Origin of the sequence: Bradyrhizobium ivorense, assembly GCF_900696085.1 — a bacterium.
Lineage (GTDB): Bacteria > Pseudomonadota > Alphaproteobacteria > Rhizobiales > Xanthobacteraceae > Bradyrhizobium > Bradyrhizobium ivorense.
Genome location: NZ_CAADFC020000023.1, coordinates 62823 through 78390, shown reverse-complemented (window position 1 = coordinate 78390; position 15568 = coordinate 62823). Strand labels below are relative to the sequence as shown.

Sequence of the window (15568 nt, the reverse complement as noted above, 5' to 3'; positions counted from 1 at the left end):
CCGCGGGGCCTTCTTCTGTCTCGCTTTAAGACAGGATCAGTGCGCGAGGATTGCGAGCAGCAGCAGCGCCACGATGTTGGTGATCTTGATCATCGGGTTCACCGCGGGACCCGCCGTGTCCTTGTAGGGATCGCCGACGGTGTCGCCGGTCACCGCGGACTTGTGGGCGTCGGAGCCCTTGCCGCCATAATGACCGTCCTCGATGTACTTCTTGGCGTTGTCCCAAGCGCCGCCGCCCGAGGTCATCGAGATCGCGACGAACAGGCCGGTGACGATGACGCCGAGCAGCATGGCGCCGACTGCGGAGAACGCCGCCGACTTGCCGGCCGCGCCGCCGCCTGCGATCGCATAGATCAGGAAGTAGACCACGATCGGCGACAGCACCGGCAGCAGCGACGGGATGATCATCTCCTTGATCGCCGCCCGGGTCAGCAGGTCAACCGCCTTGCCGTAGTCCGGCTTGTCGGTGCCCTGCATGATGCCGGGCTTCTCGCGGAACTGACGGCGCACCTCCTCGACGATTGCGCCGGCGGCGCGGCCGACCGCGGTCATGCCCATCGCGCCGAACAGATACGGCAACAGACCGCCGAACAGCAGGCCGACAACCACGTAGGGGTTGTTGAGCGAGAAGTCCGGATTGACGCCCTTGAAATAGGCGTGGGCGTTGGAGTCGCTGATGAAGAATTTGAGGTCCTGGTTATAGGCCGCAAACAGCACCAGCGCGCCGAGACCGGCGGAGCCGATCGCGTAGCCCTTGGTCACCGCTTTGGTGGTGTTGCCGACCGCATCGAGCGCGTCGGTCGACTTGCGCACCTCCTTGGGCAGCCCCGCCATCTCGGCGATGCCGCCGGCGTTGTCGGTGACCGGGCCGAAGGCGTCGAGCGCGACGATCATGCCGGCCAGCGCCAGCATGGTGGCGGTCGCGATCGCGATGCCGAACAGGCCGGCCAGGCTGTAGGTGACGAGGATGCCGGCGATGATCACGATCGCGGGCATCGCGGTCGCTTCCATCGAGACCGCGAGGCCCTGGATCACGTTGGTGCCGTGACCGGTGACCGAGGCCGCCGCAATCGACTTCACCGGACGATAGTCGGTGCCGGTGTAGTACTCGGTGATCCAGATGATCAGCCCGGTGACGACGAGGCCGACCACGCCGCACCAGAACAGCGCCATGCCGGTGTAGTCGACGCCGTCGAGCTTGCCGAAGCCGATCAGCCACTGGATCGCGAGCGCGACGCCGACCAGCGACAACACGCCGGTGGCGATCAGGCCCTTGTACAGCGCGCCCATGATCGACTGGCTGGCGCCGAGCTTGACGAAGAAGGTGCCGATGATCGAGGTGATGATGCAGATGCCGCCGATCGCGAGCGGCAGCGTCATCATGTTCACCAGGATCGGGGTTTTGGCGAAGAAGATCGCGGCCAGCACCATGGTGGCGACCGCGGTCACCGCATAGGTCTCGAACAGGTCGGCCGCCATGCCGGCGCAGTCGCCGACATTGTCGCCGACGTTGTCGGCGATGGTGGCCGGGTTGCGCGGATCGTCCTCGGGGATGCCGGCCTCGACCTTGCCGACGAGGTCGCCGCCGACGTCGGCGCCCTTGGTAAAGATGCCGCCGCCGAGACGGGCGAAGATCGAGATCAGCGAGGCGCCGAAGCCGAGCGCCACCATGGCGTCGACCACGGTGCGGCTGCTCGCCTCAAGCCCCATGAACTTGACCAGCACCATGAAGTAGATGGTGACGCCGAGCAGCGCGAGACCGGCCACCAATAGGCCGGTGATCGCGCCGGCCTTGAAGGCCAGCTCGAGGCCGCCGGCGAGCGAGGTGGTCGCCGCCTGCGCGGTGCGGACATTGGCGCGCACCGAGACGTTCATGCCGATGAAACCGGCCGCGCCCGACAGCACGGCGCCGATCAGGAATCCGATCGCAACCAGCACGCCCAGGAAGTAGGCCAGCAGCAGGAATATCACGATACCGACCATGCCGATCGTGGTGTATTGGCGGCGCAGATAGGCCTGCGCACCCTCGGCCACGGCCCCTGCAATCTCCTGCATGCGCGGCGTGCCCGCATCCGCGGCCAGGACCGACTGCGTCGCCCAGATCGCGTAGACGATGGAAAGCGCCCCGCAGAGCACGATCACCCATAAAGCTGTCATTGATTGTTGCCTCAGATCCTTGATGTAACCCCCGCGCCTTTTTTGCCGCTCGAGGCGGCGGGCGCTTATTTGCGAGGACCATCCCTGCCCACAAGGGATCGCCTCAAATCGGGCGCGACCTTGCCAAAATCGTCCCCCCTGTGCAACGCCGCACGAGGCCGAAACCGCCGATATCGGCAGCTATTTAGAGGGAAAATCGGGGCCTTCGGGCGGAATTCTAGAAATGGCTGTAGGACAGCCGCTTCAGCGCCAGTTCCCGGCCGTGGGCGTCGAGGAAGCTCGGCGGCGACGTTCCGGCGATCAGCCCGCCGATCGCGGTCACCACGACCCCGGCCTGCTTCGCCTCCCGCAGGAAGCCGTCCACGCGGTCGCCCGGGACCGCGCAGAGGATTTCATAGTCGTCGCCGCCGGCAATCAGGGTCTCGATGCCGACCGCCTTGCGCGACACCAGCGAGGCTGCCGCCGGCGACAGCGGAATGCTCGGCACGTCGATCACGGCCGCCACGCCGGATGCCGCGCAGAGCTTGGTCAGATCCCCGGCGAGACCGTCGGAGACATCCATCGCCGCGCTGGCATGGCTGCGCACCGCACGCGCCAGCGCATTGCGCGGCGTCGGCACCCGGTAGCGGGAGGCCAGCGCGGCCCGGGCTGCCTCGTCATTGCCGAGCGCCGCCGCGGCCGGACCGCCGCGCAGCACGTCGAGGCCGAGCGCGGCATCGCCGATCGTCCCGGTGACAAAGATCCGGTCGCCGGCCTGGCCCCCGGCGCGGTGCACCATCTTGCCCGGCGGCACCCGCCCGAACGCGGTGATCGAGATCATCAATGGCCCCGGCGTCGAGACCGTATCGCCGCCCAGCAGCGGGCAGCCGTAGTAGGCGGCATCCTCGCCAAGGCCTGCGGCGAAGGGTTTTAGCCAGTCCTCCTCCACGGCGCGCAGCGCCAGCGTCAGCACGAAGCCGGCAGGCGTGGCGCCCTTGGCCGCAAGGTCGGAAAGGTTCACCCGCAACGCCTTGCGCGCCAGCGTGTCGGGCGGATCACCGGCGAGGAAATGCACGCCCTCGACGATCGCATCCGTCGTGACCACGACATCCTCGCCATCCGCCTTGAGCGCCGCGGCATCGTCATCGAGATTGAACGCACCCGGAGCGGTCGCCAGCGGCCTGAAATAGCGCGCGATGAGGGAGTCTTCGCCGGAGGGAGGATTGCTCGCCGTACTCATGGTCCCGTCATCCTGAGGTGCGAGCCCTTGCGAGCCTCGAAGGATGCACGGCCCGGATGCAGCCTCCACGCCACGCCGCCGCCCTTCGAGGCTCGCAAGAGCTCGCACCTCAGGGTGACGGCTACGGAGAGAGGCAACGCTTACCTATCCCCGCACGAACTCGTCGCTGCGGAACTGGCGCGCGATCTGGTCGAGTACGGCGTTGACCATGCCGGTCTCGTCCTTCTCGACAAAGGCATGGGCGACGTCGACATATTCCGACACCACGACGCGGCCGGGCACGTCCTTGCGGTGCTCGAGCTCGTAGGAGCCGGCGCGCAGCACGGCGCGCAAGATGGCGTCGATCCGCTTCAGCGGCCAGCCTTTCGACAGCGCGTCGTCGATCAGCGGATCGAGCCGCGCCTGGTCGCGCACCACGCCGGAGACGACGTCGCGGAAGAACGCGGCTTCCGCCGGCAGATACTTGTCGCCCTCGACCTCGTTGCCGAGCCAGTGGCTCTCGAACTCGGCAAAAATGTCGTTGATGCCGGCGCCGCCGATGTCCATCTGGTACAGCGCCTGCACGGCGGCGAGCCGCGCGGCGCCGCGCCGGTTGGCTTTGCGCTCTAAAGGTTTGCCGGGCTTGTTGCTGTCTGCCATGATCAGGCCTTCGCTAGGCGGCGCTTGATGCGCAGCATCGCGAGCGCCGCGCGCGCGGCGTCGCCGCCCTTGTTGAGTTCACTGGCGCGCGCCCGCGCCCATGCCTGCGCCTCGGTGTTGACCGTGAGGATGCCGTTGCCGAGCGGGAACTTGCGGCTCACCGCGAGGTCCATCAGGCCGCGCGAGGATTCCTGCGACACGATCTCGAAATGAATGGTGTCGCCGCGCACCACGCAGCCGAGCGCGATCGCCGCGTCATACGGCTTGCCATTCGCCGCCGCCGCATCGATCGCGATTGCGATCGCGGCCGGGATTTCCAGCGCGCCCGGCACGGTGATGATGTCGTGGGTGACGCCGGCCGCCTTCAGCTCGGCGAGCGCGCCTTCCAGCAGCGCATCCTGGATATCGTCATAGAACCGCGCCTCGACGATCAGCGCGCGCGCGCCTGCGATGTCGGTCTGGTCCTTCAGGGGTGCGCGCCGCGCGTCAGCCATTGTTCAATCCGTATGTTCAGCATGTGGACAAACAACGCCTATGTAGTTTGTCAACGCGCACGTTTGTAGTCGCCGCGGCGCGGTATTCCAAGCGCGAATGCGCTGGACATTGTCATTCCGGGCACGCGAAGCGTGAACCAGGAATCTCGAGATTCTCGGTGCGCAATTGCGCACCTGAGGGTTCGATGCTGGCGCATCGCCCCGGAATGACGGCCTCACGACAGCTTCGTGACGGCCTACGCCGTCACTTCATCTCCGACAGCCGCGCCGCGTAGCGGGCCATCAGATCGACCTCGATATTGACCTCGCTGCCGGCCTTCCAGCCGCTCAAGGTCGTGACCTGCAGTGTATGCGGGATGATCAGCACCGAGAAGGTCACGTCGTCGACCGTGTTCACGGTCAGCGACACGCCGTCCAGCGTCACCGACCCCTTTGCCGCGATGAAACGCGCCAGTTCGGGGCTGGTTTTGAGCTCGAACCGCGCCATGTCGGGCAGATCATGGCGCTTGACGATGGTGGCGATGCCGTCGGCGTGGCCGGCCACGATGTGGCCACCGAGCTCGTCGCCGATCTTGAGCGCGCGCTCGAGGTTGAGCCTGCCGCCCTCGCCCCAGTGCTTGGCCGTGGTCATGCCGAGCGTCTCGGCCGCGGCATCGACATCGAACCAGGTCTTGCCGCCTGATGTGCCGGAGGCGACCACGGTGAGGCAGACGCCGTTGCAGGCGATCGAGGCGCCGTCGGCAATCGTGGTCTGGTCGTAGCCGCAGGCAATCCGCATCCGGTGCAGCTGCCCCTGCGCCACCGGCTTCAGGCTGGTGATCTCACCGACATCGGTGACAATTCCGGTAAACATTAGGTCCGCTCGTAGATCGAAAGACTGTCCTTGCCGAGCATCTCGCTAGCATGAAGGCGGAAGGCCGGCGACTGCGTGATTGCGGCCAGCGGCAATGCGTCCAGCGCGGGAACACCGCCGGCGCCGACGGCCTCGGGCCCGCGTAGCAGCCAGGCTTCGTCGACGAGGCCTGCGGCTACGAAGGACGCCGCGACCCGCGCCCCGCCCTCGACCATCAGCCGCGTGATGCCGCGCTCCGCCAGCGCGTGCAGCACGGCGGGCAGATCGACCCCCGGCCCCGACGCCGCCGCGGTGATGCGGATCACCTGCGCGCCGGCGGCGCCGAGCTTCACCGCCGCAGGCGCCTCGGCCATGTCTGATGTCAGCACCCAGAGCGGCGTCTCGCGCGCGGAATGCACCAGACGGCTGCTGCCGGGAGTTCGCAGCGCACGGTCCAGCACCACCCGCACCGGCGAACGATCAGCCATGCCCGGCAGCCGGCAGGTCAGCAGCGGATCGTCGGCGAGCACGGTGCCGATCCCGATCAGGATGGCATCGCTCTGCGCGCGCAGCAGATGCACGCGGGTCCGTGCGACGTCGCCGGTGATCGCGACCGGCCGGTAGCCGGCGGCGGCAATCCTGTCGTCGGACGAGACCGCGAGTTTCAGCATCACATGCGGCCGCTTGTCCCTGACGCGGCGGAAATGCCCGGCATGGTCGCGCGCGGCCTCCGCCGCGCACAGCCCGATATCGACCGCAATGCCGGCGGCGCGCAGCTTGGCGTGGCCCTTCCCGGCAACCTCGGGATTGGGATCCTCGATCGCCGAGACCACGCGGGCAAGTCCGGCCGCGACCACGGCATCGGCACAAGGCGGCGAACGGCCGAAATGCGAGCAGGGTTCGAGCGTGACGTAGAGCGTGGCGCCGCGCGCAGCGTCACCGGCGCGCCTCAGGGCCTCGACCTCCGCATGCGGACGTCCACCTGCTTGCGTCCAGCCGCGGCCGACGATCACCCCATCCTTGACGATGACGGCGCCGACCGCCGGATTGGGCCAGGTGCGCCCCTGCCCGCGCCGGCCGAGCGCAAGCGCAAGCTGCATGAAGCGCAGGTCCGCGGCCTTGGCCTCTTTGGACTTCTGCGCGAGCTGGTCTTCCAGGATCCGGAAGATCATTTTCGCAACGTCGCGACCCGCGGGTCCTCTTCGCCGGTCAGTTCGTCGAGCACGGCTTCAAAGTCCTTGGCCTCGCGGAAATTACGGTAGACGGACGCGAAGCGCACATAGGCGACGTCGTCGAGCTGGCGCAGATGCTCCATCACGATCTCGCCGATCGCCTCCGACGAGACTTCCGCCTCGCCGCCGCTTTCGAGCTCGCGCACGATGGTGGATACCATCTTCTCCAGCCGCTCGGAATCCACCGGGCGCTTGCGCAGCGAGATCTGCAGCGAGCGCACCAGCTTGTCGCGGTCGAACGGCACGCGGCGGCCGTTGCGCTTGATCACGGTGAGCTCGCGCAGCTGCACCCGCTCGAAGGTCGTAAAGCGGAAGTTGCAGGTGATGCAGACCCGCCGCCGGCGGATCACGGCGGAGTCCTCGGTCGGACGCGAGTCCTTGACCTGCGTATCGAGAGAATTGCAGCTCGGACAGCGCATCCAACCCAGCCTTTATTTGCGCATGATCTGTTCGGAAAACCGGTGCCGACTTTTCCGGATCATGCGGCCCTACTGATAGATCGGGAAGCGATCGGTCAGCGCCTTGACGCGCTCCTTGATCGCGGCCTCGACCAGCGGCGCCTTGCCGTCCGGCGACTGCGCCAGCGCGTTCAAGACCTCGGCGATCATGCCGCCGACCTGCTTGAACTCGGCGACGCCGAAGCCGCGCGTGGTCGCCGCCGGGGTGCCGAGCCGCAGACCCGAAGTGACGAACGGCTTCTCGGGGTCGAACGGGATGCCGTTCTTGTTGCAGGTGATGGCGGCGCGCACCAGCGCCTTCTCGGAGACGTTGCCCTTCAGCCCCTTCGGCCTGAGGTCGACCAGCATCAGATGGTTGTCGGTGCCGCCCGAGACGATGTCGAGGCCGTGGCCGCGCAGCGTCTCGGCCAGCGCCTTGGCGTTCTCGACCACGTTCTTCGCATAAACCTTGAAGTCCGGCCGCAGCGCCTCGCCGAACGCCACCGCCTTGGCCGCGATCACATGCATCAGGGGACCGCCCTGCAGGCCGGGGAAGATCGCCGAGTTCAGCTTCTTGGCCAGCGCATCGTCATTGGTGAGGATCAGGCCGCCGCGCGGGCCGCGCAGCGATTTGTGCGTCGTGGTGGTGGTGACGTGGGCGTACGGCACCGGCGAGGCATGCACGCCGCCGGCGACGAGGCCGGCGAAATGCGCCATGTCGACCAGCAGGTAGGCGCCGACCGAGTCGGCGATCTCGCGAAACCGCTTGAAGTCCCAGGCGCGCGAATATGCCGAGCCGCCGGCGATGATCAGCTTCGGCCTGACCTGCTCGGCCTGCTTGGCAACCTCGTCCATGTCGATCAGCTGGTCGTCGCGGCGCACGGTGTAGTGCGCGGCCTTGAACCACTTGCCGGACATGTTGACCGGCGAGCCGTGGGTGAGATGGCCGCCGGCGGCGAGGTCGAGGCCCATAAAGGTGTCGCCGGGCTGCAGCAGCGCCAGAAACACCGCCTGGTTCATCTGGCTGCCGGAGTTCGGCTGCACATTGGCAAAGCCGGCGCCGAACAGCTTCTTCGCGCGCTCGATCGCCAGCGTCTCGGCGACGTCGACCCATTCGCAGCCGCCGTAATAGCGCGCGCCCGGATAGCCTTCGGCATACTTGTTGGTCATCACCGAGCCCTGCGCTTCCAGCACCGCGCGGCTGACGATGTTTTCCGAGGCGATCAGCTCGATCTCATGGCTCTGCCGGCCGAGTTCGCCCTTGATCGCGGCGGCGATTTCGGGGTCGGCCTCGGCAAGGCCGGCCGAGAAGAAGGAATCGGGCGCGGAAGCGGTCTTGGTCGAAGAGGTCATCGGCGAAATATCTCCACCGCCGCAAGCCCTTAAGTGAGGGTGCGGACGGTCACGAGTGGCGGTCGAAGCTGGCCCGGGAGAGTTATCACATTGGCCCACAATGGCCAAGCGGTTGCGGTCCCCCGCTGCCAATTATGCCAGATATGGTGGGGATGGCGGGGATTGCGAGGGCGGCGGCCCCCTCCTCGTCTAGCCCCAGGCGAGGGATCGGGGGCCGCCGGCGGCCACCCCGGTGACGTCGCGCCGATGCAGCACGGCAGTTCCGGCGAGCCGCTGTTCCGACCTCGCGGGAACGCTCAGCTCCCCGGCCCCGGAATGAAACAGCGCCATTGCGGGGTCATCGTTCCGTCGATGTCGTAGGACGGCCACCACCAAACCATGGCAGCGCCGCTGAGGTTGGGTTGCTGGATCACCACCGTATCAGGCACCAGGAACCAGGTCCCCGGCTCGTCGGGCCGCTGCGGATTCTTCAACTGGACCTTGTAGCCGGCCTTCCCCATGTCCCACTCGGCCCGCGCCTGCTCGCCGTCGCCGCCGTCACAGCAGGGTGCGCCGGCCTTGTTCTTCAGGCTCTTGAACCAGGCGTTGAGCTCCGGCTTGTGCGGGTCGTGAGCCGACGCCGGACCGGTCGCAGCCACCGCGATTGCGGCGACGAGCAGCGCGGCAGATCGATCGTGACAGATGCGCACACCGCCCTCGCGGCCAACGGCGCGCTGCGCACCCACAACCCGGCCCTGCGCGGGGAATTCCATGACGTCAGGCTCCCAATGACGGCGTGTTCGATTCCGATGCATTGTGCCAAGGCGGGAGCGACGCGCTTAACCTCCGGCTTACATTTTTCTCACCGGCGCCTTATCATGCAGCGTCACGCATTGGCACGGCTGGATCGGAAGCGCCCGAGGGGAGCGCGCCGCTTGCAATACAATTTCGATGGCTACGCGTTCGACACCGGGACCCGCGAATTGCGTCGCGGCGCAGAGTTGGTTTCGATCGCCCCGCAGGTGTTCGATCTGCTCAGCTACCTGATCCGCAACCGCGATCGGGTCGTCACCAAGGACGAGCTGATCGACGCGATCTGGAACGGCCGCGCCGTGTCCGACGCGGCTGTTACCACCAGGTTGAACGTCGCGCGGAGCGCGATCGGCGATTCCGGCAATGAGCAGCGGCTGATCAGGACCTTGCCGCGGCGGGGCTTCCGCTTCGTTGCGCCGATGAAATGAAGTCGAACCGCGCGCCGGTGCGGACGAAATGGCAGCCTCCTCGCGCGCGCTCGCTGACGAGCCCGCAACGATCGACGGCGCATCGGACCAGGACGTCGCTACGGGGGCGGCGCGAGCCGACGGCAAACCCGCGCCGCGCCTATCCATCCTGGTGCTGCCGCTGACCAGCATTGGCGGCGGTCCCGAGCAGGCCGCGTTTGCGGCCGGCGTCACCGAGAACCTGATCACGGATTTGTCGCGCACGGGCTTGACGTTCATCGTGGCACGTCGCAAGCCGCATTCGCACACCGGCGAGGTCATCGACATCAGGCAGGCTGGCCGGGATGCGAACGCCCGCTACGTTCTCGAAGGCTCGCTTCAGCGCAGCGGAGACCGGCTCCGCGTGAATGTGCAGCTGACCTATGTTGAGACCGGAAGACACGTGTGGGCCGATCGCTTTGAGAAGCAAGTCGTTGATCCCTTCGACCTGCAGGACGAGATCGCTTGGCGGCTCGCCCCTCTCGTCGCCACCCAGGTTGTCCTCAATGAAGCACGGCGCGCCGAGCGCCTGATGTTTCCTGGCCCCGGCGACCTGATCGTACAGGGCATGGCCAGCCTGTGTGACGGGCTGACCCCGCGGTCCGCCGTGGTGGCGCGAGGCTTCTTCGAACGCGCGCTCGCGATCGACAATCGTTACACGGTCGCGCTGGCCGGTCTGGCCAACGTCGACGTCAATGCGTGCTTCTCTCTCTCTTGACCGATGACACGGCCGCGACCTTGTCGCGGGCGGAGGCAAACGTCGTCAAGGCGCTGTCCTTGACACCGAACAACGCACACGCTCACTTCGTGCTGGGCGGCGTCTATGCGTTGACGCACCGGGTCGACCAGGCCATTGCCGCCTACGAAACAGCCATCGCGCTCGATCACAGCAGGACGTCGGCCCTTGGCTGTATCGGCTTCGCCAAGTGTTTCATCGGCCGGACGGCCGAGGCCGAAGCCCACATCCTGGAGGCACTTCGTCTCTGCCCGCATCATGTCGACGCGTACTACATGAAGTACTTCATGGGCGAAGCGCTGATCTATCTGGCCGAGGATGCCAGAGCCGCCGATTGGCTGCGACGGAGCATCGAGACCAATCGCAACCTGCCGCGGGCCCACTTTGCGCTGGCGGCGGCGCTCGGCCTGCTCGGGATCGAGGACGAAGCAACACGCGCTGCGCAGGAAGGCCTTTCGATCAACCCGGGCTTCACGATTCGGCGCTTGCAAGCCAGCAACTTCAGCAACAATCCGGTCTATCTCACCGGGCTCGACCGGTTGATTACCGGATTGCGTCTGGCCGGCGTGCCTAAGGGCTGAGTCGCTCCAGCAAGAAGCTGCGCGTGATTTGAATCATTCAAGACTGGATCGATTCAAAACTCTCACGCGATGCGTGCGACAATGCCGCGCACGCAAGCGACATTTCGTTGTCGCTCGGTCACACTCGCAAGCTTTGCGCGCAGCTTGAAGAGGTTCTAAGCGCGCAGCGCCGGTTTCCAGAAATCACCGTGCTAACGACTCGCTCAATATTTTTCGTGGAGCGTGGAATAAATGTCGTGCAGGTGGATGGGGCCGAAGCGGTTTGCCGTTTCGGCGACGGTGACTTTTTGCGTAATTAGTGCGGACGAGGTGTTCGCCCAATCGCAACTGCCACCCGTCACGGTCGAGGCGCCAAGCCGGCAATCGGCGCGACCGGTGCAATCGTCGCAACGGGCCGCGCGCGCCGGCAGTGCTTCGCGCCGCGCCGCCACCCCGCGGCAAACCCAGACCCAGACCGCCGCGCAGCCACCGGTCGCGAGCCCTGGCGGCCGCGGCGCGCGCGAGACCGCGACCGGCCCGGTGAACGGCTATCTGGCGCGCATCAGCGCCAGCGGCACCAAGACCAGCACGCCGATCATCCAGACCCCGCAATCGATCACCGTGATCGGCGCCGAGCAGATCCGCGACCAGAAGATCGTCAGCAAGTTCGACGAGGTGCTGCGCTACACGCCCGGCGTGATCGGCGGCACCTATGGCAGCGATTTCCGCAACGACTGGTTCTTGATCCGCGGCTTCCCGGCGCAGAACGAGTCGCTGTTCCTAGACGGCCTGCAGCTGTTCTACACCTCCTATGCGAGCTGGAAGCTGCAGCCGTTCAACCTCGAGCGCGTCGAGGTGCTGCGCGGTCCGTCCGGCATCCTGTACGGTGGCTCGGCACCCGGCGGACTCGTCAACGCGGTGAGCAAGCTGCCGCAGGCCGAGCCGGTGCATTACATCGAGGCCGGCGTCAACAATTTCGGCAACGCCTATACCGCGTTCGACATCGGCGGCGCGGTCCCGCAGCCCGGCAACGCGCAGCTGCTGTACCGGTTCGTCGGCCAGGTGCAGGGCGGCGGCACCCAGACCGACTACACCTATGACAACAACTTCTTCTTCGCCCCGTCGGTGACCTGGCGGCCTGACGTCGACACCAAGCTCACGGTCTACGCCACGGCGGCGCACAACAACACGCGGGCGGAGAACTTCCTGCCCTATGTCGGCACCGTCACCAACGCGCCGTTCGGCCGGATTCCGACCAGCCTGTTCATCGGCGACCCCAGCGCCGACCAGTTCCGCCGCGAGCAGGAGACGCTCGGCTACCAGTTCGAGAAGAATCTCACCGACGCCATCGACTTCCGCCAGAACGCGCGCTTCGGCCATGTCGACGTCTACTACACCGGCCTCTATGGCCTCGGCTGGGCCACGACGCCGGCGGCGGGCGATATCGCACGCGGCAATTTCTATGCCCGCGGCGTCGCCAACCAGTTCAACCTCGACAATCAGCTGGAGTACCGCTTCAACACCGGGCCGTTGCAGCACACCGCGCTGTTCGGCGTCGATCTCAAGCATTACGCCGTCGACGACCGGCAGGGATTTGGCATGGGCACCAATCTCAACGTTTTCAACCCGGTCTACGGCGTCAACGCGCCGTTCAGCGGCGCGCTGTATCAGAACGCCTATCTCACCCAGGGCATGGCCGCGGTCTATCTGCAGGACCAGGTCAAGCTCGACCGCCTGACGGTGGTACTGTCCGGCCGCCAGGACTTTGTCGATCTCGTCAACCAGAACCGGATCGGCGCCGACCAGAGCCGCGAGGACAGCAAATTCTCTGGCCGCGTCGGCGCGATCTACAATTTCGACTTCGGCGTCGCGCCCTACGTCTCCTACATGACCGGCTACAATCCGATCATCGGCCTCAATGCGGCCGGCCAGCTGCAGTTGCCGGAGACGTCGGAGCAGACCGAGGTCGGCATCAAGTACGAGCCGGTCGGGCTCAATGCCCGCTTCAGCGTCGCCTATTTCGACCTCAAGCGCAAAAATGCACTGACCACCGATCCGAACAACCCGCTGTTCCAGGTCCAGAACGGCGAAGTCACCTCGCGCGGCATCGAGCTCGAGGCGGTCGCCAACATCACCCGGGACTTCAAGCTGGTGGCGAGCTACACCAATTACGACCTGTTCGTCAGCCAGGACCTCAATCCGGCGCTGGTCGGCACCGTGCCGACCAACACGCCCCGCGAGTTCGCCTCGGTCTGGACCGACTACACGTTCAGCGAGGGCCCGTTGCGCGGCTTCGGCTTCGGCGGCGGCGTACGTTATGTCGGCTCGTCGTTTGCGGATCAGGCCAACACCGCGCAGGTCCCCTCCTTCGTGCTCGGCGATCTCGCTCTGCACTACGAATGGGACAACCACTGGCGCGCCGCGCTCAACGTCGTCAACGTGACCGACAAGATCTACGTCGCGAGCTGCGCGGTGATCAGCTCCTGCTACTACGGCGACCGCCGCCGCATCACCGCGAGCCTCGCCTACAAATGGTGAGCTGAGCCGCCGAATCTCTCCGGGATTTGCTAAAGTCCGCCTCCACGAAGGGGGCGGTCGATGGAGCATATGACGGAAGCGATTGTCCGCACCGCGGCACAGCACGATCTGCCTGAGGTGCTGAACCTCTACCAGCACCTCCATCCGCACGATCCCGAGCTGGACACGGCGACGGCCGAGCGCGTCTGGTCGACTTTGCTCGCATCGGACTTCATGACCGTGATCGTGGCGCAGGCCGCGGACCTGCTCGTATCCTCCTGCACGCTCGCGATCGTGCCCAACCTGTCGCGCGGCGGCAGGTCCTATGCGGTGATCGAAAATGTCGTCACACATGCCGACTATCGTCGGCTCGGGCTCGGCCGGCGGGTTCTTGCCCATGCGATCGATCTTGCCTGGCAGGCCGACTGCTACAAGGTCCTGCTGGCGACCGGCTCGAAGCGAGAGAGCACCTTGCGCTTCTACGAGCAAGCGGGCTTTGTTCGCGGCGGCAAGACCTATTTCGAAATACGCCGGCCTTAACTTCCCGGAGCAGCTGATGGCGAAACACCGGATCTACACCACGAGCTTCGCAAGCGTTTACCCGCTCTACGTGGCGAAGGCCGAGAAGAAGGGACGTACCAAAGCCGAGGTCGATCAGGTGATCGCCTGGCTGACCGGCTACGGCCCGAAGGAACTGAAGACCCAACTGGAGAAGAAAACCGATTTCGAGACCTTCTTCGCCAAGGCCCCCGGCCTCAATCCGTCGCGCGCCCTGATCACGGGCGTGGTCTGCGGCGTCAGGGTGGAGGAGATCGAGGAGCCGACGATGCGCGAAATTCGCTACCTCGACAAACTGATCGACGAGCTGGCGCGCGGCAAAGCCATGGACAAGATTTTGCGGAAGGAATGATGCCCACGCGCTACGCGGCGGGCTTGAGCGGCGCCAGCGACATCGGCTGCCACGCGCCGTACATCAGCGTTCGCCACAACCACTCGATCGGACCGTATCGGTAGCGGCGCAGCCACCATGCGCTGAACATCACCTGGGCGACATAGACGGCGAGACCGATCGCCAGCGCTGCGGCGGCGCCGAGGCGGCCAAACAGGCCGAGGCCGTAACCGTAGAAAATCCAGCCGAAGATCACGGATTGGGCAAGGTAGTTGGTGAAGGCCATGCGGCCGAGCGGCGCGGCCCATCCGAGCCAGGCCTTTCCACGCGCCGTGTTGGCTGCCGCGACGATGGTTGCGCCGTAGCCGAGCGCAAGCACGATTGTGCCAAGGGGCGTTGCGAGCCTGCTGCTGCCGGCAGCGGCGAGAATGTCGCCGGCGCCGGCAAGCACAAGCAGCGCGCCGAGGCCGACGCAGACAGCCCCGGTCGAGACCAGCAGCCGCTGATGCGGCTTGCGCAGGACGCCGCTGCGCCAGGCGAACGCGCCGAGCAGAAACAGCCCGATCGTACGCGGGAACATGTAGACGTGCAGCGGGATGATCAGGGGGATTTCACCAAGCCGGAATTTCAGGACCTCGCCGAAACCGCCCGTTGCATAAATCCGGTTCGCCTGCTGCACATCGAGTTCGATCGCGCCGAGGCTGGGGAATAGTCCAGGCGGCGGCCATAGCTGCATCGCGAGATAGACGCCGAGAAACGTCAGCGCGCCGCCTGCCACGAGCCAGCGCGGACCGAGCAGAAACGGCAGGACGATCAGTCCCGCGAGCGCGTATTCAGTGAGAATGTCGCCGTTCCAGATCAGGCACAGATGCAGCAACCCGAACACCAGCAGCACGATCAGCCGGCGAAACAGCAGGCGCGCGCGGCGCGGGTTCGCCGCGAGATGCTCGAATTGAATGGCAAGCCCGGCGCCGAACAACAGCGAGAACAGTGCAAACGCCTTCAAATCGACGGCCCGCATCAGGATCGCCACAACGGCGCGGTCGAGCGGATTCCCTGCGTGCTGCTGCCACGCAGGCAGAAACTGCTCGAAGATCGACACCCGGAATTCCATGACGAGATTGATGGCGAGCACGCCAAGCAGCGCGACGCCGCGGAGCACGTCGATACTGTCGATGCGGTCCGATGGCCTCACCGGGCCGGGTGGTCGGACGCAGGTTGGTGCGCTCATCATCAAACCATCTCGGCCGCCGGCGCCGAGGATT

General features: G+C 66.1%; 16 protein-coding genes. 6 read left to right on the top strand and 10 right to left on the bottom strand.

The genetic code is table 11. The features are described 5' to 3' along the window. Nucleotides 1-36: 36 nt before the first annotated feature. The 9 genes from CI41S_RS29035 to CI41S_RS28995 all read right to left on the bottom strand — a co-directional run bounded on the left by CI41S_RS29035 (nt 37) and on the right by CI41S_RS28995 (nt 9052). Nucleotides 37-2157, bottom strand: coding sequence for a sodium-translocating pyrophosphatase (locus tag CI41S_RS29035; protein WP_139483161.1), 2121 nt, complete (start codon nt 2155-2157; stop codon nt 37-39). A gap of 217 nt (nt 2158-2374) precedes the next feature. Further along, a complete protein-coding gene (gene thiL / locus CI41S_RS29030; protein WP_139862672.1) occupies nt 2375-3376 on the bottom strand; it encodes a thiamine-phosphate kinase in 1002 nt (333 codons plus the stop codon). 144 nt (nt 3377-3520) lie between these two features. Continuing rightward, nucleotides 3521-4015, bottom strand: a complete 495-nt coding sequence (gene nusB / locus CI41S_RS29025; protein WP_139483159.1) for a transcription antitermination factor NusB — start codon at nt 4013-4015, stop codon at nt 3521-3523. A gap of 2 nt (nt 4016-4017) precedes the next feature. Further along, nucleotides 4018-4509, bottom strand: a complete 492-nt coding sequence (ribH, locus tag CI41S_RS29020; RefSeq protein ID WP_139862671.1) for a 6,7-dimethyl-8-ribityllumazine synthase — start codon at nt 4507-4509, stop codon at nt 4018-4020. 244 nt (nt 4510-4753) lie between these two features. Then, nucleotides 4754-5362, bottom strand: coding sequence for a riboflavin synthase (locus CI41S_RS29015; protein ID WP_139862670.1), 609 nt, complete (start codon nt 5360-5362; stop codon nt 4754-4756). Further along, a complete protein-coding gene (ribD, locus tag CI41S_RS29010; protein ID WP_139862669.1) occupies nt 5362-6513 on the bottom strand; it encodes a bifunctional diaminohydroxyphosphoribosylaminopyrimidine deaminase/5-amino-6-(5-phosphoribosylamino)uracil reductase RibD in 1152 nt (383 codons plus the stop codon). The genes CI41S_RS29015 and ribD overlap by 1 nt, the downstream gene beginning before the upstream one ends. After that, entirely contained in the window at nt 6510-6992 is a 483-nt protein-coding gene (nrdR, locus tag CI41S_RS29005; protein WP_139483155.1) for a transcriptional regulator NrdR, read from the bottom strand. Before nrdR ends, ribD begins: the two co-directional genes overlap by 4 nt. Nucleotides 6993-7061: 69 nt before the next feature. Then, nucleotides 7062-8363 carry a serine hydroxymethyltransferase gene (gene glyA, locus CI41S_RS29000; protein ID WP_139862668.1) on the bottom strand — a complete coding sequence of 434 codons (1302 nt, stop codon included), beginning with the start codon at nt 8361-8363 and terminating at the stop codon, nt 7062-7064. 296 nt (nt 8364-8659) lie between these two features. Next, a complete protein-coding gene (locus tag CI41S_RS28995) occupies nt 8660-9052 on the bottom strand; it encodes a hypothetical protein (protein WP_139862667.1) in 393 nt (130 codons plus the stop codon). Here CI41S_RS28995 and CI41S_RS45205 point away from each other — a divergent pair. The 6 genes from CI41S_RS45205 (at nt 9038) to CI41S_RS28965 (ending at nt 14324) form a co-directional block, all read left to right on the top strand. Further along, nucleotides 9038-9583 carry a winged helix-turn-helix domain-containing protein gene (locus CI41S_RS45205; protein WP_347339274.1) on the top strand — a complete coding sequence of 182 codons (546 nt, stop codon included), beginning with the start codon at nt 9038-9040 and terminating at the stop codon, nt 9581-9583. The genes CI41S_RS28995 and CI41S_RS45205 overlap by 15 nt on opposite strands. A gap of 28 nt (nt 9584-9611) precedes the next feature. Beyond that, a complete protein-coding gene (locus CI41S_RS28985; protein ID WP_139862666.1) occupies nt 9612-10319 on the top strand; it encodes a hypothetical protein in 708 nt (235 codons plus the stop codon). Beyond that, a complete protein-coding gene (locus tag CI41S_RS28980) occupies nt 10316-10918 on the top strand; it encodes a tetratricopeptide repeat protein (RefSeq protein WP_139862665.1) in 603 nt (200 codons plus the stop codon). The genes CI41S_RS28985 and CI41S_RS28980 overlap by 4 nt, the downstream gene beginning before the upstream one ends. 231 nt (nt 10919-11149) lie before the next feature. After that, nucleotides 11150-13435 (top strand): TonB-dependent siderophore receptor, encoded by a 2286-nt coding sequence (locus CI41S_RS28975; protein ID WP_139862664.1) that lies wholly within the window; start codon nt 11150-11152, stop codon nt 13433-13435. 69 nt (nt 13436-13504) lie between these two features. After that, on the top strand, nt 13505-13954 hold the full coding sequence (locus CI41S_RS28970) for a GNAT family N-acetyltransferase (RefSeq protein ID WP_139862663.1): 450 nt from the start codon (nt 13505-13507) through the stop codon (nt 13952-13954). A gap of 16 nt (nt 13955-13970) precedes the next feature. After that, nucleotides 13971-14324 carry a DUF2200 domain-containing protein gene (locus CI41S_RS28965; protein ID WP_139862662.1) on the top strand — a complete coding sequence of 118 codons (354 nt, stop codon included), beginning with the start codon at nt 13971-13973 and terminating at the stop codon, nt 14322-14324. 10 nt (nt 14325-14334) lie between these two features. Here the strand turns inward: CI41S_RS28965 and CI41S_RS28960 are convergent, their stop codons facing one another. After that, nucleotides 14335-15537, bottom strand: coding sequence for a DUF418 domain-containing protein (locus CI41S_RS28960; protein WP_139862661.1), 1203 nt, complete (start codon nt 15535-15537; stop codon nt 14335-14337). Between the last annotated feature and the right edge of the window lie 31 nt (nt 15538-15568).